Annotated in this window: 21 protein-coding genes; 20 read left to right on the forward strand and 1 reads right to left on the reverse strand. The window is 67.7% G+C overall.

The features are described from left to right. Window positions 1-77 precede the first annotated feature (77 nt). The gene (locus tag B1A74_RS05260; RefSeq protein WP_077243983.1) at window positions 78-1,061 is read right to left on the reverse strand and encodes a sigma-54 interaction domain-containing protein; all 984 of its coding nucleotides are present in this window, start codon (window positions 1,059-1,061) and stop codon (window positions 78-80) included. 285 nt (window positions 1,062-1,346) lie between these two features. On the opposite strand from B1A74_RS05260, the gene B1A74_RS05265 reads away from it, so the two are divergent. The 20 genes from B1A74_RS05265 (at window position 1,347) to B1A74_RS05365 (ending at window position 24,502) form a co-directional block, all read left to right on the forward strand. Further along, window positions 1,347-2,495: an efflux RND transporter periplasmic adaptor subunit gene (locus tag B1A74_RS05265; protein WP_077243984.1), complete on the forward strand. Its 1,149-nt coding sequence runs from the start codon at window positions 1,347-1,349 to the stop codon at window positions 2,493-2,495. Window positions 2,496-2,537: 42 nt separating this feature from the next. After that, complete coding sequence (locus tag B1A74_RS05270; RefSeq protein WP_077243985.1) at window positions 2,538-6,422, forward strand: efflux RND transporter permease subunit; 3,885 nt, start codon at window positions 2,538-2,540, stop codon at window positions 6,420-6,422. Window positions 6,423-6,455: 33 nt separating this feature from the next. Continuing rightward, window positions 6,456-7,196: a V-type ATP synthase subunit E family protein gene (locus tag B1A74_RS05275; RefSeq protein WP_077243986.1), complete on the forward strand. Its 741-nt coding sequence runs from the start codon at window positions 6,456-6,458 to the stop codon at window positions 7,194-7,196. Between the two features lie 563 nt (window positions 7,197-7,759). Further along, on the forward strand, window positions 7,760-8,197 hold the full coding sequence (locus tag B1A74_RS05285; RefSeq protein WP_077243988.1) for a sulfur globule family protein: 438 nt from the start codon (window positions 7,760-7,762) through the stop codon (window positions 8,195-8,197). Window positions 8,198-8,284: 87 nt separating this feature from the next. Continuing rightward, window positions 8,285-8,911 carry a nucleotide-binding protein gene (locus B1A74_RS05290; protein WP_077243989.1) on the forward strand — a complete coding sequence of 209 codons (627 nt, stop codon included), beginning with the start codon at window positions 8,285-8,287 and terminating at the stop codon, window positions 8,909-8,911. Between the two features lie 35 nt (window positions 8,912-8,946). After that, entirely contained in the window at window positions 8,947-9,588 is a 642-nt protein-coding gene (locus tag B1A74_RS05295; protein WP_077243990.1) for a hypothetical protein, read from the forward strand. Between the two features lie 53 nt (window positions 9,589-9,641). Continuing rightward, window positions 9,642-10,190, forward strand: a complete 549-nt coding sequence (locus tag B1A74_RS05300; protein WP_077243991.1) for a hypothetical protein — start codon at window positions 9,642-9,644, stop codon at window positions 10,188-10,190. 46 nt (window positions 10,191-10,236) lie between these two features. Continuing rightward, window positions 10,237-11,808: a dynamin family protein gene (locus B1A74_RS05305; RefSeq protein ID WP_077243992.1), complete on the forward strand. Its 1,572-nt coding sequence runs from the start codon at window positions 10,237-10,239 to the stop codon at window positions 11,806-11,808. Between the two features lie 330 nt (window positions 11,809-12,138). Next, entirely contained in the window at window positions 12,139-12,612 is a 474-nt protein-coding gene (dsrE2, locus tag B1A74_RS05310) for a sulfur carrier protein DsrE2 (RefSeq protein ID WP_018945885.1), read from the forward strand. Between the two features lie 130 nt (window positions 12,613-12,742). Then, window positions 12,743-13,651 carry a cysteine synthase CysM gene (gene cysM, locus B1A74_RS05315; RefSeq protein WP_024328954.1) on the forward strand — a complete coding sequence of 303 codons (909 nt, stop codon included), beginning with the start codon at window positions 12,743-12,745 and terminating at the stop codon, window positions 13,649-13,651. A gap of 7 nt (window positions 13,652-13,658) precedes the next feature. Beyond that, a complete protein-coding gene (locus B1A74_RS05320) occupies window positions 13,659-14,450 on the forward strand; it encodes a 3'-5' exonuclease (protein ID WP_018869580.1) in 792 nt (263 codons plus the stop codon). Between the two features lie 4 nt (window positions 14,451-14,454). Beyond that, window positions 14,455-15,780: a 23S rRNA (uracil(1939)-C(5))-methyltransferase RlmD gene (gene rlmD / locus B1A74_RS05325; protein WP_024328952.1), complete on the forward strand. Its 1,326-nt coding sequence runs from the start codon at window positions 14,455-14,457 to the stop codon at window positions 15,778-15,780. Window positions 15,781-15,821: 41 nt separating this feature from the next. After that, complete coding sequence (locus tag B1A74_RS05330; protein WP_018869578.1) at window positions 15,822-16,460, forward strand: MotA/TolQ/ExbB proton channel family protein; 639 nt, start codon at window positions 15,822-15,824, stop codon at window positions 16,458-16,460. After that, complete coding sequence (locus B1A74_RS05335; RefSeq protein ID WP_077243993.1) at window positions 16,457-16,894, forward strand: ExbD/TolR family protein; 438 nt, start codon at window positions 16,457-16,459, stop codon at window positions 16,892-16,894. Before B1A74_RS05330 ends, B1A74_RS05335 begins: the two co-directional genes overlap by 4 nt. Before the next feature lie 5 nt (window positions 16,895-16,899). Continuing rightward, a complete protein-coding gene (locus tag B1A74_RS05340; protein ID WP_018945889.1) occupies window positions 16,900-18,048 on the forward strand; it encodes a glycosyltransferase N-terminal domain-containing protein in 1,149 nt (382 codons plus the stop codon). A 28-nt stretch (window positions 18,049-18,076) separates the two neighbouring features. After that, complete coding sequence (lpxK, locus tag B1A74_RS05345) at window positions 18,077-19,090, forward strand: tetraacyldisaccharide 4'-kinase (protein WP_018945890.1); 1,014 nt, start codon at window positions 18,077-18,079, stop codon at window positions 19,088-19,090. Between the two features lie 7 nt (window positions 19,091-19,097). Next, window positions 19,098-19,292 (forward strand): Trm112 family protein, encoded by a 195-nt coding sequence (locus tag B1A74_RS05350; protein ID WP_018869574.1) that lies wholly within the window; start codon window positions 19,098-19,100, stop codon window positions 19,290-19,292. Between the two features lie 7 nt (window positions 19,293-19,299). Next, window positions 19,300-20,067, forward strand: a complete 768-nt coding sequence (gene kdsB, locus B1A74_RS05355; protein WP_077243994.1) for a 3-deoxy-manno-octulosonate cytidylyltransferase — start codon at window positions 19,300-19,302, stop codon at window positions 20,065-20,067. Beyond that, entirely contained in the window at window positions 20,064-21,401 is a 1,338-nt protein-coding gene (locus B1A74_RS05360; protein ID WP_018945893.1) for an efflux RND transporter periplasmic adaptor subunit, read from the forward strand. The genes kdsB and B1A74_RS05360 overlap by 4 nt, the downstream gene beginning before the upstream one ends. Further along, a complete protein-coding gene (locus tag B1A74_RS05365) occupies window positions 21,398-24,502 on the forward strand; it encodes an efflux RND transporter permease subunit (protein WP_077243995.1) in 3,105 nt (1,034 codons plus the stop codon). The genes B1A74_RS05360 and B1A74_RS05365 overlap by 4 nt, the downstream gene beginning before the upstream one ends. The last annotated feature ends 3 nt before the right edge of the window (window positions 24,503-24,505 follow it).

The raw sequence follows: 24,505 nt of genomic DNA on the forward strand, positions 1-24,505 counted from the left end.
CCGGTATCAGTGTCTCCTGATATGGCCAATCCTAACATCGGCGGCGCGAGGGCCGCAGGCACGGGGAATGCTTTTTCTCAGGCCAGGTTATAGCGATGCAGCTTGCGCCACAGGGTCGTGCGGTCGATCCCGAGACTGCGCGCGGCCCGCGAGCGGTTGCCATTGTGAGCGGCAAGGGCCTGACGCAGGCGCCGCGCCTCTTCGGACTCCCTCGGGGATACCTGCGGGGCCGCGTCCGTGGGGGACGCCTCCGGAAAAGCCGTTGCCGGGGCGGCGGCCTCCGCCGGTGGTGAAACGGTCCCGGGAGGCCGGCCTTCGGGCAGGGGGAAATCCTCCACGTGACCGTTCACCGCGTGCAGCTGGAGGCAGGCGAACACGTTCTCCAGCTCGCGGAAATTGCCGGGCCAGGGGTGGGCTTCCAGTTTGCGCCTTAACGCCGGCGCCAGCTTCAGCGCGTGTTCCTCGATGAAGCGGTCGAGGGTAGCGGCCAGATCACGCGGCCGGGTCCGCAGGGGCGGCAGCTCCACCGTGGCGACAGCCAGGCGGTAGAACAGGTCGGCGCGGAACTGTCCCGCATCCACGCGGGCCTGGAGGTCCTGATTGGAGGCGGAAAGGATGCGTACGTCCACCTGCCGCGTGGTGTTCTCGCCCACGCGTTCGAACTGGCCATCCTGCACCGCGCGCAACAGCTTGGCCTGCAGACGCAGCGGCAGTTCACCGATTTCGTCGAGGAACAGGGTGCCGCCGTGGGCCGATTCGAAACGACCCTCGCGATCGCTCACCGCGCCGGAAAAGGCCCCGCGCACATGGCCGAACAGCTCCGATTCCAGCAGCTCGTCGGGGATGGCCGCGCAGTTGACTTCGACGAAGGGTCCGGCGGCCCGCGGGCTCCATTCATGGATGCCCCGGGCCAGGCGGGTCTTGCCGGTTCCCGACTCGCCCAGCAGCAGCATGCGAATGTCGCTGCCCGCCGCCCGGCGGGCGAAGACCATCTGGTGATGGCAGTCCGGATCGGCCGAACGGAACGCGTCCGGCAGCCCCTCCCCACGATTCATTTTCATCGCCTTCCTCTCCGGGAAACTCACCCGGAGTATGGCAGCGGCGTTGCAACGCCGCCACCGCTGTTGCAACAAAAAAATTTACGAAGTAACAGATGCTTATATTCGAATTCCCGGGTAGCGCGTGTTGCAACACCCTGAGTGTGTGGTGTTTTTTTCACGAAGACAAATATCTGAAATTCAATAATATTCTAATATTGGCATTTCTATTGCTTGTATCGGGGCGTGCTTTTCTCTACAACGAAACAAGACCAACGGAACAGGCACGCTGTCGGGGGGGAGGTGCGAATGACGCTGATGCGAACGGCCAGCCTGATGCTGTGCATGGTCGCCCTGGTTGGTACGGCCGGGGCGCAGACCGCCTGGACGCCGGCCCAGAGCCCGGGAACCACGAGTCCGGACAATACCGGGGTCCATGTTGCTCAGCCGCTCGCCGCGGAGCGCCATACCGTCAGCGGCACGGTGATCCCGTTCAGTGAAGTGACCCTGCGGGCGCAGTCGGGTGGCCGGGTGATCGCGGTCGAAGGGGTCGAGGGCGACCGCTTCGAAGCGGAAGAAGAACTGGTCGCGATCTCCGACGATCGCCTGCAGGCCCAACGCCAGGCGGCGCTCGCCGAGATGCGCACCACCGAGGCGGCGATCCGCGAAGCACGCATGCAGTACGACCGCGAGGTCATTTCCCCGCGCTCACAGGACATCGGGCAGATGCCGGGCATGGGCATGCCGTCGATGTTCGACCAGATGTTCACGCGCAACATGGGGCAGTTCATGGGATTCGGTGACCCGACCCTGGACCGCACTACGGATCTCTTTTCCCGCCACATCGGCGTCGATCAGGCCCGGGCGCGCTGGGAGCAGGCCCGGGCCCGCGTCGAGGAGCTCGACGTCGCGCTGGAGGACACCCGCTCCCGTGCTCCGTTTGACGGGGTGATCATGCACAAGCACGTGGAACAGGGCGATACCGTTCAGCCCGGGCATCCTCTGGTCACCTTCGGGCACCTGGATTATCTGCGGGTGGAGGCGGCCGTGCCGGTTCGCCTGGTGCGTCAGCTGGACGTGGGCGACATCGTTCCGGTGACGCTCGACGGGCATGCCGAAGAAGTCAGCGCCCGGGTCTCGCGGATCTTCCCGCTGGCCGACCCGCAACGCCATACCGTGACCGTGAAGTTCGATCTGCCGCAGGAGGTCCGCGGCGGCCCGGGCATGTACGCCGAGGTGCATCTGCCGGGCGAAGTGACGCGCGAAGACCGGGTGGTGATCCCGGAGAGCGCGATCATCCCGGGCGGGGCCCTGCCGCGCGTGGCCGTGCTGGATGCCGATGACGAGGTGCGCATCCGCATGGTCCGGCTGGGGGCGTCGCGTGATGGCGGCGTGGTCGTGACCTCGGGGCTGGAGCCCGGGGCGCGGGTGCTGCGGCACCCCGGCGGCCGCCATTGATGCGCTTCGAAATCGAACAATGACAGGACGTTCGCGCCAGACATGAGCGACCAGGAACCTCGCAACCAGGAACGGCCCGGCGATCACGCGACCGATCCCGGCATCGCCGGGCGCATGGCCCGCGCCTTCGTCCATTCGCCGCTGTCGCCGCTGCTGCTGCTGGCCAGCATCGCGATCGGCATCCTCGGCCTGGTCGTCACGCCACGCCAGGAAGACCCGCAGATCTCGGTCCCGATGGTCGACATCATGGTGGAGTATCCGGGCGTACCGTCGGAGCAGGTGGCCAGTCTGGCCGCGCGGCCGCTGGAACGTCTGATGAGCGAGCTCTCGGGTGTCGATAACGTCTACTCGGTCTCGCAGCGAGGCGAGGCGATGGTTACCGTCCAGTTCGACGTCGGCGAGGAAATGGAATCCTCGGTGGTCAAGGTGCACGACCGGCTGATGTCGAACCGCGATCTGATGCCTCCGGGGGTCAGCGAACCGATGGTCAAGCCCAAGGGTGCGGATGACGTGCCGGTGGTGACGCTGACCTTCTGGTCGCACGAGGTCGATGACGCGATGCTGCGCCAGATCGCCCTGGACGCGCAGCAGCAACTCAACGAGGTACCCGACACCGCGCAGAGCTTCGTGGTCAGTGGCCGCGAGGAAAAACTGCGCATCGAGGTGCGGCCGGAACGGCTGGAAGGTTACGGGGTCACCCTGGATCAGATCGCGGGTGCGGTGCGTCAGGCCAATTCCGAACGCGGCGCGGGCGCGATCGAGGCGGGTGGACGGCACATGTCGGTGCACACCGGTTCGTTCCTGACCAGTGCCGAGGATGTCGAACGCCTGCTGATCTCGGTGGAAGACGGTCGCCCGGTGTATCTGCGCGACGTGGCCGACGTGAGCTATGGCCCGGGGGAGGTGGATCGCTTCGTGCGTCACTATTCCGGCCCGGCCGCCGAGGCACCCGATGCCGCACCGGAGGGTGCGTCCGCCGTGACCCTCGCGATCGCCAAGAAGCCCGGCAGTAACGGGGTCACGGTCGCCAATGGCGTGCTCGAACGCCTGGAGCGCCTGAAAGGCTCCGCCATCCCCGACAACGTGGGCGTCGAGATCTCGCGCGACTACGGCAAGACGGCCAACGAAAAGGTCAACGAGCTGATCTTCAAGCTGTTTGTCGCGACCTTCGCGGTGACCCTGCTGGTGGCGCTGTTCCTGGGGCTGCGCGCGGCACTGGTGGTGCTGATCGTGATTCCGGTTGTGATCCTGTTCACCGTGTTCAGCGCGTGGCTGCTCGACTACACCATCGACCGGGTGAGTCTGTTCGCGCTGATCTTCGCGATCGGGATCCTCGTGGACGATGCCATCGTCGTGGTGGAGAACATCTACCGCCGCTGGCTGATGAAGCGCGGCCTGGATGCCGAAACCAACGTGGATGCGGTACGCGAGGTGGGCAACCCGACGATCCTCGCGACCTTTACCGTGATCGCTGCACTGCTGCCCATGGGCTTCGTGTCCGGGATGATGGGTCCCTACATGCAGCCGATCCCGGTTCTGGGGTCGGTCGCCATGCTGTTCTCGCTGGTCGCGGCCTTCGTGTTCACCCCCTGGCTGACCCAGCGGCTGCGCCCGAGCATGGCCTACCTGGAGAAGGCCACCGAAAAGGAACACCGGCAGGCCGAGCGGCTGGGTACGTTCTTCCGCCGGGTGATCCCCGGGCTGGCGGACAATCCCGCCCGGGGCTACGCCTTCCTGGCCGGTATCGTGGTGGTGTTCTTCCTGATGGCCAGCCTGTTCTACACCACGGATGTCCGGGTGAAGATGCTGCCGCTGGACAACAAGCCCGAATTCCAGGTGATGATCAATTTCCCCGAGGGCACGGCGCTGACCGAGACCGCCTCGCTCAGCGAAGCGATGGTGTCCGAGCTGCGGGAGTTCGAGGAAGTGACCGGGCTGCAGGCATATGTCGGCACTGCGGCGCCGTTCAATTTCAATGGTCTGGTGCGTCATTACTACCTGCGCCAGGACCCCTGGCTGGGCGATATCCAGGTTCAGCTGGTGGACAAGGGCGATCGTGCGCGCTCCAGCCACGAGATCGCCACCGAGGCCCGTGAGCGTCTGACACCGCTGGCCCGCGAAGCCGGCGCCCGCATCGAAGTGGTGGAGATGCCGCCGGGGCCCCCGGTCCTGCAGTCGGTGGTCGCCGAGGTGTATGGCCCGGATGCCGATACCCGGCGTCAGGTCGCGCGCGACCTGGAAGGAATGTTCCGTGGGGCCGAACACGTGGCGGACGTCGACAGCTTCCTGCAGGCCCCGCACGACGTCTGGCATTTCGACGTGGACCGCGACAAGGCCCTGCGCCGCGGTGTCACCGTGGAGACCGTGAACCAGACGCTGGAGACCGCGATCGGTGGCCGGGTCCTGGGCGACATCAAGGCGCGTTCGCTGGTGGAGCCGCACCTGATCGAGCTGCGCCTGCCACGCCCCACGCGCTCCGATATCGGGCGTCTGGAACAGCTGCCGGTGGCCTCGCAGCATGGCGGGACAGTCAGCCTGGGCGAGCTGGGTCGGTTCGTCGAGCGCCCGCAGGACGAACCCATCTATCACAAGAACCTGAGGCCGGTGGAGTATGTCACCGGCGAAGTGGTGGGGCGTCTGGCGGCGCCGGTCTACGGGATGCTCGAGGTGCAGGAACAACTCGCCGATTACGAGCTTCCCGACGGCAGTCGGGTGCAGCCGCACTGGCTGGGACCGCCGCCGAACGACGGTTCCACGGCGTTCGAATGGGCCGGCGAATGGACGGTTACCTACGAGACCTTCCGCGACATGGGCATCGCGTTCGCCATCGCCCTGATTCTCATCTACATGCTTGTGGTCTGGGAGTTCGGGAACTTCGTGCTGCCGGGCATCATCATGGCCCCGATCCCGCTGACCCTGATCGGGATCATCCCGGGCCACTGGCTGTTCAACGCCGAATTCACCGCGACCTCGATGATCGGGTTCATCGCTCTCGCAGGGATCATCGTGCGCAATTCCATATTGCTGGTCGATTTCGGTCGCCAGGCGGTGGATCAGGGACATGACGTCCGCGAGGCGATGATCCTCGCCTGTCAGGCGCGCACGCGGCCCATCATCATCACCGCGTTCGCGCTGCTCGCCGGTTCCAGCGTCATCCTGTTCGACCCCATTTTCCAGGGCATGGCGATCTCGCTGATGTTCGGGACCATCGTGGCCACGCTGCTGACCCTGGTCGTTATCCCGCTGGGCTGTATCTCCGGGCGGCGCGCGTTCTGTCCCGCCTCGCTGGAAGACGGCGACGGCACCAACGGCTCCGGCTGTGCTACCCCGACGAGTGGCAGTGCCGGGACCGGCCGTGACGACAATCCCTTCGGCCCGGCCGAGGGCGGACCGGTCACACGCGCAGTCCAGTATCTCGGGTTGTATCTGCGCTGCCTGGCCGCCGCCTTCGTCGAGGGCATGCGCGATCTTTTCCTCGCCTTGTTGAAGCTTCTGCGCGGCCGTTTCGGGGCGCGCCCGGGGCCGGGGCCGGGGCCGGGCGGTGGCCCGAGATCCGGCGGTTCCGGCTCGGGCTCCGGGCCTTCTCCAGCCCCGTCGTCCGGTCCTGCGCCGGGTCCCCCCGCGTCGGGGGCCTCGGACGGCCCCTCCGGCCGTGGAGCGGACGCGGGTGCGAACGCCGAATCCGCGCCGGACGAGGGCCATGGATCGAAGGAGGGGGGTACGGCCGAGCCCCGGAAATCCGGCAGGGATACCCGTTCCGACGGATCGGAGAGCGCCGGGACGGAGACTCCGCAGGATCACGATTCCACCACCACGGAACAGAAGTCGGAACCCGGGGAAGACGGAAAAGAACCGTCTTCCTCGGGGGCGGGCCCCGGTGCACGCCATTCGGGTGGCCGCCGACGCCGGGGTATTCGGCTGAAATGAGCAATCACTGAAAGAACCTCAAGGAGGTTAATGATGAAGAAGCGATTTAATGCACGCATGCTCGGTCTGGCCATGGCCGGCGCCGCAGTGGTCTCGATGTCCGTGCTGGGCGCGGCCCAGGCGGAAGAAGGGAACCCGGGCGCTCAGGGTCAGCCGATGGGCCAGCATGCTCCGGTTCCCGGTCCCTGGGGCCAGCCGGGTCCGTATGGACAGGGCATGGGCGGGCATCAGGGCGGCGAGATGATGCAGCGTCGCGATGCCTCCGGTGACTTCAGCTTCGGCATGTCCGGGCGCAGCCACGGGCAGGGCTACGGCCAGGGCCGCGGTCAGGGATATGGCCAGGGCCGCGGTCAGGGATATGGCCAGGGCTACGGTCAGGGTTACGGCCCGGGACATGGTTATGGCCCGCGGTATGGATACGGCCCGGGCCATGGTGCCGGCTATGGTCCGCAGCAGGGTCATGGCCCCGGCATGATGCACGGTCCCGCGTACGGTCCCGGTTATGGTCCCGGTATGCAGGGTCCCGGAGGCTACGGCCAGATGCCGGAATTTGATCCCGAAGATCTGCCGGAGGACATGCCGGAAGAGATGCGCGAGCGTATCGAGCGCATGCAGGCCGAGCGGCAGGAACGCATCGAGGAAATGGAAGCCATGCGCGAGGCCCGAATGGAAGCCATGAAGAAGGGTCGCCAGGCCTACATGGAAGAGATGGAACGCCAGCGCGAGATGCGCATGGAGCAGATGGAAGAGCGTCGCGACTCGGGGGACTACTGAGCACCGGGTGACGCATGGGAGCGAGGCGAATGGCGTTCGGAGGTGACGGCATGCAGCGGGGAGCAACAGCGGGGCGGAGCGTCCTGCTGGTGGCCCTGGTGACGGTCGGGCTGATGGTGGCCGCTGCGGCTGCCGAGGCCCGGGAACGTCACAACCCGTGGCATGCCGGACCGCCATCCGCGGCCGATGCGGGAGAGCCGGGAGGCTTCACCCGGAGCGAACCCCGGTCGGCTGGATCGTTCCCTCCGCCGGACTACGATCCGGCGCGGCGGGGACGCGAGGACCGCTCGCGCGTTCCCGCAGGTGAAGCACGCCCGGGTCCCGGGATGTCGCCCTACGGTTACGGGTCCGGTCCGTATCCGTATGGCGGCCACCGGGGACCGGGGGCAAGTGAACCGGGCATGTCAGGATATGGATTCCCGTTCTTCGGCGGCCCGGGTTCATGGGGACCCTTTTCGGGGCCCTGAATCACCTGCCTTCGGGCAGGGGCCGGTGCGTGACCGCCCTCCGCGCATCGGTGGCAGAAATGGGAGGGCATGTCTCCGAGAGGAGGAGGTAACACTATGAGCAAGTTTCTGAAAGCAGCCGTTCTTGCGGCATCCATGGCCGGTCTGGCCGCTGCCCCGATGATGGCTTCCGCGCAGTGGGGCGGCCCGGGGTATGGCGGCCCGGGCTACGGGGCTCCGTACGGTCCCGGTTATGGCTATGGCCCCGGCTACGGTGGCATGCCGTTCTTTGGCGGTCCGGGTTACGGCCGCGGCCACAACATGGGCGACATGATGGGCGACATGATGGGCGATTTCGATTTCTCCGCCCGCGGTCGCGGTCATGGTCACGGCTACGGTCACGGGCGTGGTGACGGCTACGGCTATGGTCGTGGTCAGGGCTACGGTCCCGGCTACTATGGCCATCCGGGCTACGGTTACGGCCCCGGGTACGGCTATGGCCCGCAGCAGGGCATGCCGCAGCAGGGCATGCCGCAGCAGCAGCAAGAGCAGTGATCTGCTCGCACGGGCTCGCCCGTGCATGATCGGCTGCCCGGTTCGCCGGGCAGCCCGTTTTCGAATTCAATGGATCCGGGAGCCGCAATGCTGACCGTGGTGGCCAACCTGAAGGGTGGAACGGGCAAGAGCACCGTCGCTTTCAATCTCGCGCTCTGGCTGCTCGCGAAAGGGCACCGCGTGCAGGCCGTGGACCTGGATCCGCAGGGGACTCTCGGCGATGTCCTGGAAGTGCGGCAGGAGGAGGGGTACAGCCCCGCGCTCCCCGCCACGACCGATGCCGACGTCGCGCTGGGTCGGCAGGGGGATTTCGATCACTGGCTGGTGGACGTCGGGCCCTCCGCCATGGACACCCTGATGCAGGCGGTCGCCGCCGCGGACCGGGTGCTGATCCCGGTGCCGCCCAGTCAGGCCGACGTCTGGTCCACTCACCGTTTCGTGCGCGAGATCCAGGGGCGTCGGACCGATCGCGACACAGGCCCCGGCATCGAGGTATTCATCAATCGCGCCGACACGCACCAGTTCGTGCGCGAGACCGAGGAGACTGCGGAGGCCCTGCAGCAGATCGAGGGTATCCGTTTTCTGCGCCCTCGGCTGAAGCAGCGCACGGCCTTCCGTCGGTCGTTCAGCGAGGGTCTCGCGGTGAACGAGCTGGAGCCATCCGGCAAGGCGGCGGAGGAGCTGGATCGACTGGCCCGGGCAATTTTCGGATAAAAAGGGGCTATCCCCTCCAGGAAACGAGGTGACAAATGGGATCAGGTGAAGACAAGCCGCGCCACGGTTTCATCAATCGCTACTGGGTGCTGATCGTGATCGTCCTCTGGTTGATCGCCTGGTCCGCCCGTGACTGGCTGGCGCCGGCCGAACCGGAAGATCCGCCCGCGGATTCCGGCGTCGTGCTCGAGGAAGAGCCCCCTGCCTGGGACGAAGAAGCCGCCAGGGAAGAGGCTGCTCGGGAGGAAGCCGCTCGGCAGGAAGCCGCTCGGGAAGAAGCCGCCCGGGAAGAAGCCGCCCGGGAAGAAGCCGCCAGGGAAGAAGCCGCCAGGGAAGAAGCCGCCAGGGAAGAAGCCGCGGAGGAGCCGGTGGAGGTCGAGGCGCTGTTGACCGAAGCGCGGGAGACGTACTGGCGCGAGGGCGCCGCAGCCGCGATGAACATTCTCGAAGACGGGCTGGAGACGCAGGCGTACGAAAGCCGGGAACGGGCGGACATCCTCGGGGAACTGGGCAATCTGCAACACGCCACCGGCGACGTTGAAGCCGCCATGGGCAGCTGGGACCGGGCGCTGGAGAAGCTTCCGGAGGGCGAACGCCGGGCGATGATGGCCCCACTGCGTCCGATCTATGCCCGGCATCATCCGCAAGGGGTGGACCACCTGGAACGGTTCCGCTGAGGTTTGCGGCACCCTCCACATCACGTGTGCTGTAGTCACCGACCGGAGGAACGATGGGTGCGAAAGACAGGCCAGCTGACGGCGACAGTCAGTATTACGAGGTCAAGGACGAGGCGGACGATGCGCAACGACGGGCCCGGCGGCTCGAACTGATCGTCTATGCTTCCCTGGTCGCATTCGTTGTGCTGGCGGTGTACGGTTTCTGGTTGATCACCAGCCTGACCCGGGACGTGTCACAGCTGACCGAGGAGATCTCCTCGATGACCCGGGTGGTGGACCGCGACATGTCGGCGATTGTGCGCCACATGGAGGCGATGGAGGGCCGCATGGTGGATATTGCGGGGTCCACGGCCGAGATGGAGCAGAGCGTTGCGTCCATCAGCGAGGACACCGGCCGCATGAGCACGGACATCGGGTCGATGACCCGGGATACCGAGGTGATGGCCGGGTCCGTGATCGGCATGCAGCGCGACATGTGGAGCCTGAATCGCAATGTGGGCGGTCCCATGGGTATGATGAACATGTTCAACCCACTCTCGGGGCAGGGCGGTCCCTATCCGGGGTCGGGCGGCCCATACCGTCCGCCGTCGGCGCCGCGCTAGTCGTGTGCGCGGTCTGCCCCGGGCCCGAACCAATACGGAGATCGGAATGTTCAATCGACCTGGCAGCCGCGTCCGCAAGCAGCTCAAGCTCCTGAGTGACCGTCTGGCGGAGGAAAACCCGGTCCTCGAGGGCGTGGTCAATCCGTTCCGGGAACTGGATCGGGTCGGATATGCCTCGGGCCTGCTGGATCCGGAAGAAGAGTCCTACGCCTTCACCATTTCGTGGTGGCCGATGATCTCGGTCCTGGGGACCTTTTCCTCGGGCAAGTCCACGTTCATCAACGAGTTCGTGGGTGAAACCGTGCAGCGCAGCGGCAGTCAGGCGGTGGACGACAAGTTCACCGTGATCTCCTATGGCGGCAGCGAACGGGTGCAGGAGCTCCCGGGCCTGGCGCTCGACGGTGATCCGCGCTTCCCGTTCTATCGGGTGTCCGACGAGATCGAACGCATCACCGATGGCGGCGGGCGCACGGTGGATCATTTCCTGGCCATGAAGACCGCGCGCGCGGAGCAGCTGCGGGGCCGCATTCTGATCGACTCGCCCGGCTTCGATGCCGACGAGCAACGCACCACCATCCTGCAGCTGACCGACCACATCATCGATCTGTCGGATCTGGTGCTGGTGTTCTTCGATGCACGGCACCCCGAACCCGGCGCCATGCGCGACACCCTGGAACACCTGGTCAACCGGGTGGCCGAGCGCAACGACTTCACCAAGCTGGTCTTTATCCTGAACCAGATCGACACGACCTGGCGCGAGGACAACCTCGAGGAAGTCGTCGCGGCCTGGCAGCGCGCGGTGGTGCGCCAGGGGAATGCAACCGGGCGTTTCTACTGCATCTACAACGAAAGCGGTGCGGTGGAGATCGGGGACCCGCAGGTGCGGGAACGCTACGAGGAGAAATCCGCGCACGACCGCGAGGAGATCCACAAGAAAATCCGGGAGATCAGTTCGTCGCGGTCCTATCGCATTATTGGAGCATTGCAGGCGATTGCCGAGTCCATCGAGATGGATGTGCTGCCGGCGATCAAGCGCAGCCTCGACCGCTGGCGTCGTCGGGTGCTGCAGTTCGACGCGGGCATGATGGGGGTGCTCGTGGCGGTGCTCGCGGTGATCGGGTATCAGGCGACCGACGGCATCCGTCCGTGGATCGACGGGCGGGTGTGGGGAACTCTGCTGGATAACCCGGTCTGGACCTCGGCGGGCGTGATCCTGCTGGTGGTGGCTCTGGGCGGGATCCATTTCTTCAACCGGCGCTGGCTGGCGCGGCGAATCGCGCGCGAACTGCCGAAGGAATCGGCGGCGGGGAACTGGCAGGAGGCCTTCCTCAAGAGCACCCGTCCGATGCGTTCGCTATTCGCGCGCTCGCCGCGCGGACTCGGGCGGCGGCGTCTGGCGCGTCTGCATGGTCTCCGCGATCAGGCAGAGGCCTATATCCAGAAGCTCAACAATCAGTTCGTGGACGCACGTCCCGTGGATCCCGGCAGTGGCCGGGCGTCCGCGGCGGACGTCCACCGTCCGGCGGAGGCGGCCGAACGGCGGCCGGCGCCGGAATCCGGACCGGATCAGGAAGGTTCGGCCGAGGTCAGTGATGCAGGGAGCAACGGAACGCGGTAGGCTTCCGGCTGCTCTGGTTGGTGCCTGCCTGCTGTCGAAAAAAAGCAAAGCGGTCGCGGGACGGCCCAGGGCCGGCTGCACCGAAGGAGGAGAGCAATGACCGTACTGGCGTGGGTCATGTTTGGGCTGGCGATGATTCTGGTGCCGATTTCCGTCTGGGCCAGTCTTGCCGCCCTGGGCGTTTGCGCGGGTTGCGCCCTGGTTCGGGACTGGCGACGAGCGCGTCACAACGCCGGACACTGAAGTATCCGCGAATCACGCCATTCGGAGCCGGGTGGTGCAGGGGGCGCCATCCGGCTCTGCCACGTATAACAACAGGAGGAAAACTCAATGAGCGACGAACAGAAGAAAATGGCCATCATCGCGACCAAGGGCAGCCTGGACTGGGGGTATCCCCCGTTCATCCTGGCCTCGACTGCAGCGGCCCTGGGCTATGAGTGCGAGATCTTCTTTACTTTCTACGGGCTGAAGCTGCTGGAGAAAAAGCTGGATCTTCAGGTGACCTCGCTGGGCAATCCGGGCATGCCGATGCCGATGCCCATGCCGGTTCTTGTGCAGGCCCTGCCGGGGATGCAGAAGATGATGACCGTGATGATGAAGAAGAAGATGAAGGCGAAGGGCGTCTCTGATCTGGAGGATCTGCGCGATCTGTGCCAGGAGGCCGAAGTGCGGATGATCGCCTGCCAGATGACGGTGGATCTGTTCGAAATGGACACCAGTCACTTCATTGATGGCGTGGAATACGCGGGGGCGGCGGCGTTCTTCGAGTTCGCCGGTGATTCCGACATCTGCCTGTTCATGTAAACGGGCGGGGCGTTCGCGCCATTCGGGCCCCGGAGCCGAGCTCCGGGGCCTTTTTGTTGACGGGGTTCACGTCGCATTCGTCGTGCCCGCGGACCCGCAAAGCCTGCGCGAGTCGTTATACTCTGCGGCCATGAAACGACTGCATCCCGATTCCTTTCCGACGCTCGAGGATTTCGTCGGTAACACGCCGCTGGTGCGCCTGCAGCGTCTGGCCGCGGATCTGCCGTCGACCGTGCTGGTCAAGCTCGAGGGCAACAATCCCGCCGGTTCGGTCAAGGACCGCCCGGCGGTGAACATGATCCGGGCGGCGGAACAGCGCGGTGACATCCGTCCCGGCGACACGCTGATCGAGGCCACCTCCGGCAATACCGGCATTGCGCTGGCGATGGCGGCCGCGATCAAGGGCTATCGCATGATCCTGATCATGCCGGACAACATGTCGGCCGAACGGCGGGCGTCGATGAAGGCCTATGGCGCCGAGCTCAAGCTGGTCACGCGCGAGGAAAGCATGGAAGGGGCGCGTGATCTCGCTCAGGGCATGGCGGACGCGGGAGAAGGCTTCCTGCTCAACCAGTTCGGCAATCCCGACAATCCCGATGCCCACTATCAGGGCACGGGGCCGGAGATCTGGCGCGACACCGAGGGCACGATCAGCCATTTCGTGTCCTCCATGGGCACCACCGGGACCATCATGGGGGTCTCGCGGTACCTGAAGGAGCGCAATCCGGAGATCGAGATCGTCGGCGTGCAGCCGGGAGAGGGGGCTTCCATACCGGGGATCCGGCGCTGGCCCGAGGCCTATCTGCCGACGATCTTCGAGGCCGCGCGGGTGGATCGCACCGTGGACGTGACCCAGGAGGAAGCGGAGACCACCATGCGCCGGCTGGCGGCAGAGGAAGGCATCTTTGCCGGGGTGTCGTCCGGCGGCGCGGTGGCAGCCACCCTGAGGCTCGCCGCAGAGGTCGAAGGCGGGACCTTCGTGGCCATTATCTGCGATCGCGGCGACCGCTACATTTCCACCGGCGTCTACCCCGACTGAGGCTGGCATGTCCGCTCCCGTACTGGTTTTTGACCTGGAAACGGTGCCCGATATCGAGGGCGCGCGCCGGCTGTACGATTTTGATGGCCTGACCGACCGGGAGGTCGCGGATGCGCTGTTCGCGATGCGCCGAGCGCAGACCGGCTCGGAATTCCTGCGCCATCCGCTGCATCGCATCGTATCCATCGGGGTGCTGTACCAGGGCGGGGAAGCGCTCAAGCTGTCGGCCTTCGGCCGCGACGGCGAGGACGGGCACACGCCGGACGAGGCCGAACTGCTGCGCCAGTTCTTCGGCGTGATCGACCAGCGCACGCCCACGCTGGTGAGCTGGAACGGCAGTGGCTTCGACCTGCCGGTGCTGCACTACCGCGCGCTGGTCAATGGTGTGCAGGCGCCGCGGTACTGGGAGCAGGGCGACGACGACCGCGAGTTCCGCTACAACAATTACCTGTCGCGCTTCCACTGGCGCCATGTCGACCTGATGGATGTGCTCGCGGGTTTCCAGGGCCGCGCGGTGACCGGTCTGGACACCATGGCCAGCCTGCTGGGTTTCCCCGGCAAGCTGGGCATGGACGGCTCCATGGTCTGGCCGGCATGGCGCGACGGACGCGCCGGCGAGATCCACGACTACGTGGAGCACGACGTGCTCAATACCTACCTCGTGTGGCTGCGCTTCGAGCACATGCGGGGCCACCTGACCGACGACGCGCTGAAGTCCCGCCAGGACCAGCTGGCGGATTACCTGGCCGCCAGCCCGGCGGAGCACCACCTTGAATTTCTCGAAGCCTGGCGGGGCTGACGGCATGGGCAAGAAGATCGACCGCACCCCGTTCGAGGCCGTGATCGAGGACGTGACCCTGGATGGCCAGGGCGTGATCCGGCGTGACGGCAAGGCCTGTTTCGTGCACGGGGCACTGGCCGGCGAGCGGGTGCGCGCGGTGCAGACCGGGCGCAAGCGCCGTTTTGATATGGCCGAAGTGGTGGAGGTGCTGGAGCCCGCTGCCGGCCGGGTGGATCCGCCCTGCGCGTTCTTCGGTCTGTGCGGTGGCTGCAAGCTGCAGCACGCCTCGATCGACCTGCAGCGCGAGATCAAGGAACAGGCCCTTTTCGACGCGCTGGAACGCATCGGTCATGTAACGCCCGAGGCGCGGTTCGAGCCGCTGACCGGGGCGACGCTGGGCTATCGGCGTACCGCGCGGCTCGGCGCCAAACATGTCCCGAAGAAGGGCGGGACCCTGGTCGGCTTCCGCGAAAGGGGCAGTCCCTATCTTGCGGAGATGGATCACTGCGAGGTGCTGCATCCGGCGGTGGGGCACCGGATCCGTGCGCTGCGGGACCTGCTGGACGGCCTGCAGGCGCGAGACCGGATCCCCCAGATCGAGGTCGGTGTGGATGATGACGACCGCGTGGCGCTGGTGTTCCGTCATCTCGATCCGCTGACCGACACCGATCGGGCGCGGCTGGCGACCTGGGCCGACGAGGAAGACATCGGCGTGTTCCTGCAGTCGGGCGGGCCGGAGACTGTGGTCCATCTGGCGGGGCCGGATGCCCCGCTGGTTTATCGTCACCCGGATTTCGGCGTCGAGGTGGGCTTCACGCCCATGGATTTCGTGCAGGTCCACCCCGAGGTGAACCGTGCCATGGTGCGCCAGGCAGTGGCCGCCATGGAACTGGAGCCGGGGCACCGGGTACTGGATCTGTTCTGCGGGCTGGGCAACCTCACCCTGCCGCTGGCCACCCGGACGGCCGGCGTGACCGGTATCGAGGTGGATGACGCGATGCTGGCACGTGCGGCGGACAGTGCCCGCGCCCAGGGCATTACCAATACCCGGTACGCGCGTGCGGATCTGGACGACGCCGAGGCCCTGTCGCGGGCCGACTGGCTGCACGAGGACTGGGACCGGGTCCTGCTCGATCCCCCGCGCACCGGGGCGGCCGCCGCCGTGGAGGCCCTTGGCCCGCGCCGGATCGAGCGCATGGTGTACGTGTCCTGCAACCCGGCGACCCTGGCCCGTGACGCCGAACGTCTGGTGCATCATCATGGCTACCGGCTGGAACGGGCCGGGATCATGGACATGTTCCCGCACACCGCGCACGTGGAATCCATGGCCGTCTTTTCCCGGGCCTGAGGGAGCGGCCGGATCGCGTGGTAACTCCAAGGAGGCAGTGAATGCTCGAGATCGTGAAAAGTGGCGGCTGGCTGATGGTGCCGATCCTGCTGTGTTCGGTGCTGGCCGTGGCGATCATCCTGGAACGTTTTATCTCGCTGCGGCGAGGGCGAGTGGTACCGCAGGGCCTGCTGGCGCGCGTATGGGAACAGATGCGCGAACACGGCCTGTCGATGGAGGACATCGAGCGCCTGCGTGAAAATTCCCCGCTGGGGGCCGTGCTGGCCGCGGGTCTGGCGACCCATGACCGTACCCGCCAGATTACCCAGGAAAGCATCGAGGAGGCGGGCCGACGGGTGGCGCATGAACTCGAACGTTACATGAACACCCTCGGCACCATCGCGATGATCACGCCGCTGCTGGGGCTGCTGGGCACCGTGGTCGGAATGATCGAGGTCTTCACGGTGGTCACCGAGATCGGCGTGGGCAGCCCGCGGGATCTGGCCGGCGGCATCTCGCAGGCGCTGATCACCACCGCCACCGGCATCGGGATCGCGATTCCGGCGCTGATCTTCCATCGCTACTTCCGCGGCCGGATCGACGAGCTGGTGCTGGAGATGGAGCAGGAAGCCACCAAGCTGGTCGAGATCATGCACGGCGAGCGCAGTGCCAGCAGCGTCGAGGCCGGAGGCCGGGCGTGAAGTTCCGCCCGCCCACACAACGCGAGGAGCCCGGCGTCAATCTCACGCCGCTGATCGATGTGGTGTTCCTGCTGCTGATCTTCTTCATGGTCTCCACCACATTCGACCGGCACGCCGACATCGACATCACCCTGCCATCGGCCGACCGGGAAGCGGAACAGGTGGACGATCGCGCCTGGATCGACATCGTGGTGGACGCCGACGGCCGTTATTTCGTGGACGGGCGGGAACTGGTGAACCGTCGGGTCGAAACCCTGGAACAGGTGCTGGGCGAAGTTCTCGAGGCCCGCGGCGATGACCCCGTGGTGATCCGCGCGGACGCCAGTGCCAGTCACCAGTCGGTGGTGCGGGCGCTGGACGTGGTGGGCCGCCTCGGTGTCAGCGCGGTGTCGATCGCGACACTGGGTGATGACGGCCGGGCGGCGGACGACTGAGCGGCATGTACACGACCGAACCGGGATATGGGGCCGGACTGGCGGGAGTCTGGAGCGCGGTCGGGCGGGACTGGCGCCGCGGTGACCGGGCGCGCGCGCTGGCGCGGCTGGGGTTCCTCAGTCCGCCGGAGGACCGTGGCCGCCTGATCTGGATTCGGGCCGGGGCCGACCCCGAGAGCCTGCGCCTGGGGATCGAGCTGCTGGGATTCGTGCGCCACAAGCGTCAGGACGTGCGCCTGGTGCTGACCTTCGAGCGCGACTGCCCGGAGCTGTTCGAACAGCACATGCAGCCGTTTCGCAAGGTGGGCGTGGGGTACGGCCCCTGCGACCGGCCACGGGTCGTGCGCCGCGTGCTGGACCGCTTCCAGCCCGCGGGCATCATCCTGGCGGGCGGCGTGACCCCGCCCAACTTGCTGGAAGCCACGCAGGCCCCGGTGATCGCGGTGAACGCGGCACCGCCGGCGCGGCCGGCGGCGCGGGGTCTGGAGCTGGCCTGGCCCCGTGATCCGGAGGAGAGCCGGTGCTGGAGTGATCGCGCCGGCGAGGGAGGTGCCGCGCGGTGGCTGGAACCGGCGGATCCGATGGCGCGTTTCGTCGAAGCGCAGGCGGACGTGGTCCTGCGCTCGCTGGTGGGTGGCGAGGTACGCCGGCTGTGGTGGTGGCACGGCACTGCGGCCGGCTGGCCGGACTGGCGCGCCGCCTGGGAGGCCTCCGGTTTCGGGGAGGAGGATATCCTGCTGGCCAGTCTGGAAGAGGATCCCGGTCACCCGCTGCCGGGGCGTTCACTGCGGGTGAGCGAATGGGATCGCAATGCGCTCGCCCCCGGGAATGTCGTGCAGCTGGACGACCCGCGCTGGTTCGCCGCGGCGGCCAGCGCGACGCAGGCGGTGCATCTGGATGCCCCGGGATCGCGGGTGTTGTGGCAGGCGCTTGCGGGCGGGACCGCGGTCAGCCTCGGGCGCGAAGGGACCCTGGAATTGCCGGTGGAGGTGCACGCCGATCCGCAGGCGGTGCTGGCCCGCTGGACCGCGTTGCGCGACGATGCCGCCGTCCGCCGTCAGCTGGGGGATGCCGCCCGCCGCCGGTTCTGGGACGAGCGACGGCGGGTGGATGACCATTTCGAGACGCTGCTGGCCGAGGTCTGGGACTGGTGAGCCCGTTGCCGGGGAACGGAGGCCACGCATGAATACCGCCTGGCTGAGTCGATGGTGGTGGCGGCACTGGAGCCAGCGCGGCCCGGTGGCCGCGACGTTGTATCCCCTTTCGCTGGTCTATGCCGGTCTTGCGGAATACAACCGCATGCGCCTGGAAGAGATCCGCCGGAATACCCGACTGCCATTGAAGGCCGTGATAGTGGTCGGGAATCTGACGGTTGGCGGCAGCGGCAAGACCCCGATGACCGACTGGCTGGCGCGGCGTCTGACGGAGGCGGGTTATCGTCCGGGGATCGTGTCCCGCGGCTATGGCCGGCGTGGCGAGGCGGGGCAGGCGGTGCATCCGGATTCGGATCCGGCCGAGGTCGGGGACGAGCCCGTGCTGCTGGCCCGACGGACCCGGCTGCCGGTCCAGGTGGACCGCGATCGCGTGCGTGGCGCACGCGCGCTGGCCGACCGCGGCGCGGACGTGGTGATCGCCGATGACGGCATGCAACACCATCGACTGCCACGGGATCTGACCGTGTTGATGGTGGACGGACGCCGGGGCCTCGGCAACGGTCTGTGTCTGCCGGCCGGGCCGCTGCGCGAGCCGAAGGCGGCACGTGCGCGGGCCGATTTCGTCGTGCGGACCGGTGGCGAGGCAGGTGTCGACGAAATCCCGATGCACCTGGTCCCGGCCTCGCGCCTGCGGCGGGTGGACGGCAGTGACGAGACCATGCGCCCGCGGCTTCTGGGCGGGCAGGAGGTCCACGCGGTCGCCGGCATCGCCGACCCGGAACGTTTTTTTTCCATGCTGGAGCAGCGCGGCATCTACGTGATCCGGCACCCGTTTCCGGACCATCATCGCTTTCGCGCGCGTGATCTGGCGTTTGATGACGACCTGCCGGTTCTGATGACCGAGAAGGATGCCGTAAAATGCCGGTCGTTCGCGCAATCCCGTCACTGGTACTGGCCCGTGGCGGCCAGCCTTCCAGCCACTTTCGAGCCGGCCCTGCTGCAGCGTCTCAGGACCAGCATCCGGCTCCGCCATCTGGGGTAAGTACAACATGGACAACCGCCTTCTCGACATCCTCGTCTGCCCGGAGACCAAGGGCCCGCTGAAATACGATCGCGAGAATCAGGAGCTGATCTCGGTTCAGGCCGGTCTGGCGTACCCGATCCGGGACGAGATCCCGGTGATGCTGGTGGACGAGGCCCGGCGCCTGTCGGACGAGGAAAAGGAACGCTGGCGCGACGTCTGAGGGCGCCGTGGAACCCTTCGTTGTCGTCATTCCGGCGCGGCTGGCCTCCAGCCGTCTGCCGGAGAAGCCGCTGGTGCCGGTCGCGGGCCGTCCGCTGATCGCGCATGTCGTCGCGCGTGCGCGGGAGAGTCGTGCCTCCCGCGTCATCGTGGCGGCCGACGATGAACGGGTGCTGGCCGCAGCCCGCGAGGCGGGCGCGGAGGCGGTGTTGACCGCCGCGGACCTCCCGTCGGGCACCGATCGCATCGCCGCCGTGGCTGCGAGGGAGGGCTGGGGTGACGAATCCCTGGTGGTGAACCTGCAGGGGGACGAACCCCTGACGCCCGGCGGGGTCCTCGACGAGCTGGCGGCCCTGCTGGCGGAATCGCCGGAGGCCGGGATGGCGACCTTCGGGGTGCCGCTGGGCAGTGCGGCCGATCTGCACGATCCGAACCAGGTCAAGCTGGTGACCGACGACCACGGGCGGGCGCTGTATTTTTCCCGCGCGCCCATTCCCTTCGACCGTGAGGCCGCGCGCGCCGGCCGCGACCCCGACACGTCGGCGGCCGTGCGTCACCTCGGACTGTACGCGTATCGCGCCGGGTTCCTGCGGCGCATGAGTGCGACCCCGCCTGCGCGTCTCGAACGGCTGGAGCAGCTGGAGCAGCTGCGAGCCCTGGCGATGGGCGCGCATATACGGGTGGGGCTGCGCGCGGAGGCGCATCCGCCCGGTGTCGACACCCCGAGCGATGTAGAACGCGTGGAAGCCGTGCTGGGGCAGGCGGGAGGTTCATGACGGGCGGGTGGCCGCGTCGCCGGACGGCGGGTTACGCCGCGGGTGTCCTGATACTGGCGCTGGTGTTGACCGGATGTGGCGAGGGGCCGTCGGAGGCGCCCGCACCCGAACGGCCCGTCAAGCTGGTCACCGTGAGCGAGCGGGACACTCTCATCGAGCGCCGCTTCTCCGGGCGTACCCAGGCGGCGGAACGTGCCTGGCTGGCGTTTCGCGTCGGAGGGGTGGTCGAGTCGGTTGCGGTGGAGCGCGGCGAACGCGTGGACGAGGGCGACCTCCTGGCGCGTCTGGACCCGCGCGACTTCGAGCGCCGGGTGCGTGAACTGGAGGGCGGTCTGTTGGAGGCCCGCGCGGAGCAGCTGATGCTGGAGCGCGGCGCACGCGAGGAAGAACGGCGCCAGCTGGAGGCGCGGCTGGAGGCGGCCGGGGCCCGCGAGGAACAGGCCGAGTCCGAATACCGCCGGGTGGCGCGCATGCGCGACGACGGTCATGTGAGTCAGTCGGAATATGACCGCGCCCGCCGGGCTCTGCGCGAGGCCGCGGCGGACCGGCGTTCGGCGCAGGAGGCGCTGACCATCGCGCGGGCCGGCGGCCGCGAGGAGGAGCGCGAGGCCGCCCGGGGCCGGATCCGGCGCATCGAGGCGCAGCTGGAGCAGGCGCGCGACGCACTGGAAGACAGCGAACTCAGAGCCCCGTTCACCGGTTACGTCGCCGAACGCGATCTGGAACCGCATGAACCGGTGCAGGCCCATCACCCGGTGGTCCTGTTCGAGGATCTGGAATCCATCGAGATCGAGGTCGGCATTCCCGAGGGGCTGCTGGCCTGGCGGGACCGGCTGGAGGCGGTGGAGGTACGCATTCCGGCGCTGGACGACGCGCGTTTCTCCGCCAGCATCCGGTCGGTCGGGGTGGACGTGCTGCCGGGACGGCAGACCTATCCGGTCAAGGTGCGTCTGGAGACCCCCGACCCGCTGACCCTGCCCGCGACGGCGCTTGACCCCGACCGGGTCCTGCCGGGGATGACCGCCGAGGTCGCCTTCCGGGCGCGCCCCGAACCCGGTGTCGGCGTAGTGCTGCCGCCGTCCGCTCTGGTGGAACACGCGGAGGGCTACGCGGTGTGGGTGCGGGACCCGGAGGACGGCCGCGTCGCCCCGCGCCAGGTGGAAGTGCTTGGCGCGGATGGTCGCGGGGTGCGCGTGCAGGGTGATCTGGAACCGGGTGATGAGGTCGTCTCCGCGGGTGCCGGGCGGCTGCGCGAGGGCCAGCGTACCCGTCGGTTCAATGACGAAGCCCCGGCTTCGGGACGCGACACCGGGGCCGGGGGCAACCGGCCGTGAATCCGCCCGGCGGCGACAACGCCGGGTCCGGGTTCAACGCCGCGACCTGGGCCATCCAGCGGGCCCGGCTGGTGGTCTTCCTGACGGCCCTGCTGGTCCTCGGCGGGACCTGGGCCTTCATCGACATGGGCAAGCTCGAGGATCCCGAGTTCACCGTGCCGACCGCGCTGGTGCAGACCGGGTATCCCGGTGCTCGAGCCACGCGGGTGGAGGAGGAGGTCACCGAGGTCCTGGAGCGCCATATCCAGCAGCTCGACGAGCTGGACGAACTGGAATCGGTCAGCCGCCATGGCGAGTCGGTGATCTTCGTCCACGTCGACGAGGCTCTGGGGGATCAGGCCCAGCGCCAGGTCTGGGACGAGCTGGAACGCACCGTGCGCGCGGCGGTACCCGATCTTCCGGAGGGGATCCGCGGTCCGCTGGTAGACGACGACTACGGGGATGTCTTCGGCACCCTGCTGGCGATCCACGGCGAGGGCTACAGCCACCGCGAGCTGCACGACTACGCCGATGAACTGCGCCGTGAACTGTTGCGCCTGCCCGGGGTGGCGCGGGCCGAGCTGTTCGGCGATCGCGGCGAGCGGATCTTCGTCGAGACCCGGCGTTCGCGTCTGGCCGCACTGGATCTGCATCCGGGGGTGATTATCCAGGCCCTGGAGCGCCAGAACGTGGTGGCGCCCGGCGGGGCGATCGAACTGGAGGAGGATCGCGTCCGGCTGTTCGTCTCCGGGGTGTTCGAATCGGTGGACGACGTTCGCAACCTGGCCATCCACAACCCCGAGACCGGCGAGCGTTTCCAGCTGCGCGATGTGGCCGAAGTGCACCGCGGTGACGCCGAGCCGCCGGAGCGCATGCTGCGCTACAACGGTCAGCCGGCGGTGGCGCTGGGGGTGAGCCCGACCGAAGGGACGAACGTGGTCGCCCTGGGTGACGACGTCCTGGAGCGCATCCAGGCGTTGCGCGGGGATCGCCCGGTGGGGATCGACATCGACACGGTCAACTTCCAGCCGGAGACCGTGCGCGCGGCCATCCTGGATTTCGGCGGCAATCTGGCGACCGCGGTGGTCATCGTGCTGGGGGTGCTGCTGGTAGCGCTCGGGTGGCGCACCGGCCTGATCGTCGGCATGGGCGTCCCGCTCACCATCCTGGCGACGTTCTTCGTGATGTGGGTGGCGGGGATCGAGCTGCACCGGGTCTCGCTGGGGGCCCTGATCGTGGTGCTGGGGATGCTGGTGGACAACGCCATCGTCGTCGCCGAGCTGATGATGACCCGCATCCGGCGCGGCACCGAGCGCCTGCAGGCGGCGCGCGAGGCGGTCAGCGAGACCGGCGGGCCGCTGCTGATCGGGACCCTGATCGCAGCGCTGGCGTTCTCGCCGATCAGCATGACGCCGACCCTGGTGGGCGAATTCACCCGCTCGCTGTTCTGGGTGGTGGCGATCGCGCTGGGCCTGTCGTGGCTGCTGGCGGTGACCCTGACGGCCCTGCTGGCGTGGCGCTGGTTGCCGGCTCCGGCGAATGGCGATCCGACCGGCACGGAGACGCCCGGAATCGGCACGCAGCTGCTCGCGCTCTATCGCCGGGCGCTCACGGCCATGCTGCGCCATCGCCGTCGGACTCTGGCGTCGGTGGTCGGCCTGATGCTGGTCGCGGTCGCGTCCTTTGCGCTGGTACCGCAGATCTTCTTCCCGCCGGCCGACCGGGCGCAGTTCATGATCGATCACTGGCGGGGAGAAGGGACGCGCATCGAGACCACCGCAGCCGATGTGGCGCGGCTGGAATCCTGGCTGTCGCAGCACCCCGAGGTGGAAAGCTACACGGCCTTCATCGGCGAGGGGTCCCCGCGGTTCTATCTGCCGATGATGCCCGAGCTTCCCAATCCGGCGCTGGCCCAGATCCTGGTGCAGGTCGAAGACGTGGATCGACTGCATGACATCATCGCGGAGACCCGCGAATGGATGGACGGTCGCTTCCCCGGGGCGGAACCTCGGGTGCGGCCGATGCAGCTGGGGGAGCCCGTGCGCTATCCGGTGGAGCTGCGGCTGTCCGGGCCGCAGGACCGGGCCGAACTGCGCGCCACCGCCGACCGCGTGCTGGAATGGATGGAAGGTCACCCAGACCTGGAACGGCCCCGGCATGACTGGCGCGAACGCACACTGACGCTGGACGTACAGGTGGATCAGGACCGGGTACGAGCGGCCGGGCTGTCCAGCGCCGAGGTGGCCGAGACGCTGGAGGCCGGGGTCAGCGGCATGCCGATCGGGGTGTTTCGCGATGGCGATCAGGCCCTGCCGGTGCTGTGGCGCTTCCCGGAGGACGAACGCCGGGATCTGGCACAGCTGCACACCCTGGAGATCTGGCCGCGCGACGGTGGGGCGGCGGTGCCACTGGGCCAGGTAGCCGAGGTGGAGCCCGTGTTCGACGAGGCGGTGATCTGGCGCCATGACCGGCGCCCCACCGTGACCCTGCAGGCGGACCTTGCCCCCGGTGCCACCGCCAGCGGTTTCGTGCGCGAGGCCGACCCGGTGATCGACACCCTGCTGCAGGGCACCGGGAACGCCGGGCGAGTGGAGCGCGCATGGGGCGGCGAGTTCGAGGCGGCCGCCGATGCCCAGGCCAGCGTGCTGGCGCCGGTGCCCGTCGTCCTGGGGCTGATGGTGGTGTTACTGCTCTGGCAGTTCAACAGCTTCCGCAACACCCTCGTGGTGGCACTCAGCGTCCCGCTGGCGGTGGTGGGCGTGGTCGCGGGTCTGCTGCTGTTCCGGCAGCCGTTCGGTTTCATCGCCCTGCTGGGGGCAATGAGCCTGGGCGGAATCCTCCTGCGCAATGCGATTGTGCTGGTGGAGCAGGCCGAGCTGGAACGCCGCCGCGGACTGGACCCCCTGGAGGCCCTGATCGAGGCCGCGGTCAATCGTTTCCGCCCGGTGCTCCTGACCGCCCTGACCACCATCCTCGGCATGATCCCGCTGGCGCTGTCCGGACCGTTCTGGGCGCCGCTGGCCATTGCCGTGATGAGCGGCCTTGCCGCCGGTACGGTGCTGATCCTCGGCGTGGTGCCGGTGCTCTACGCGACGCTGCACCGGCTCCCGCGTCCGGCCTGAAAT

The organism is Thioalkalivibrio halophilus (assembly GCF_001995255.1).
GTDB classification, from domain to species: Bacteria; Pseudomonadota; Gammaproteobacteria; order Ectothiorhodospirales; family Ectothiorhodospiraceae; genus Thioalkalivibrio; species Thioalkalivibrio halophilus.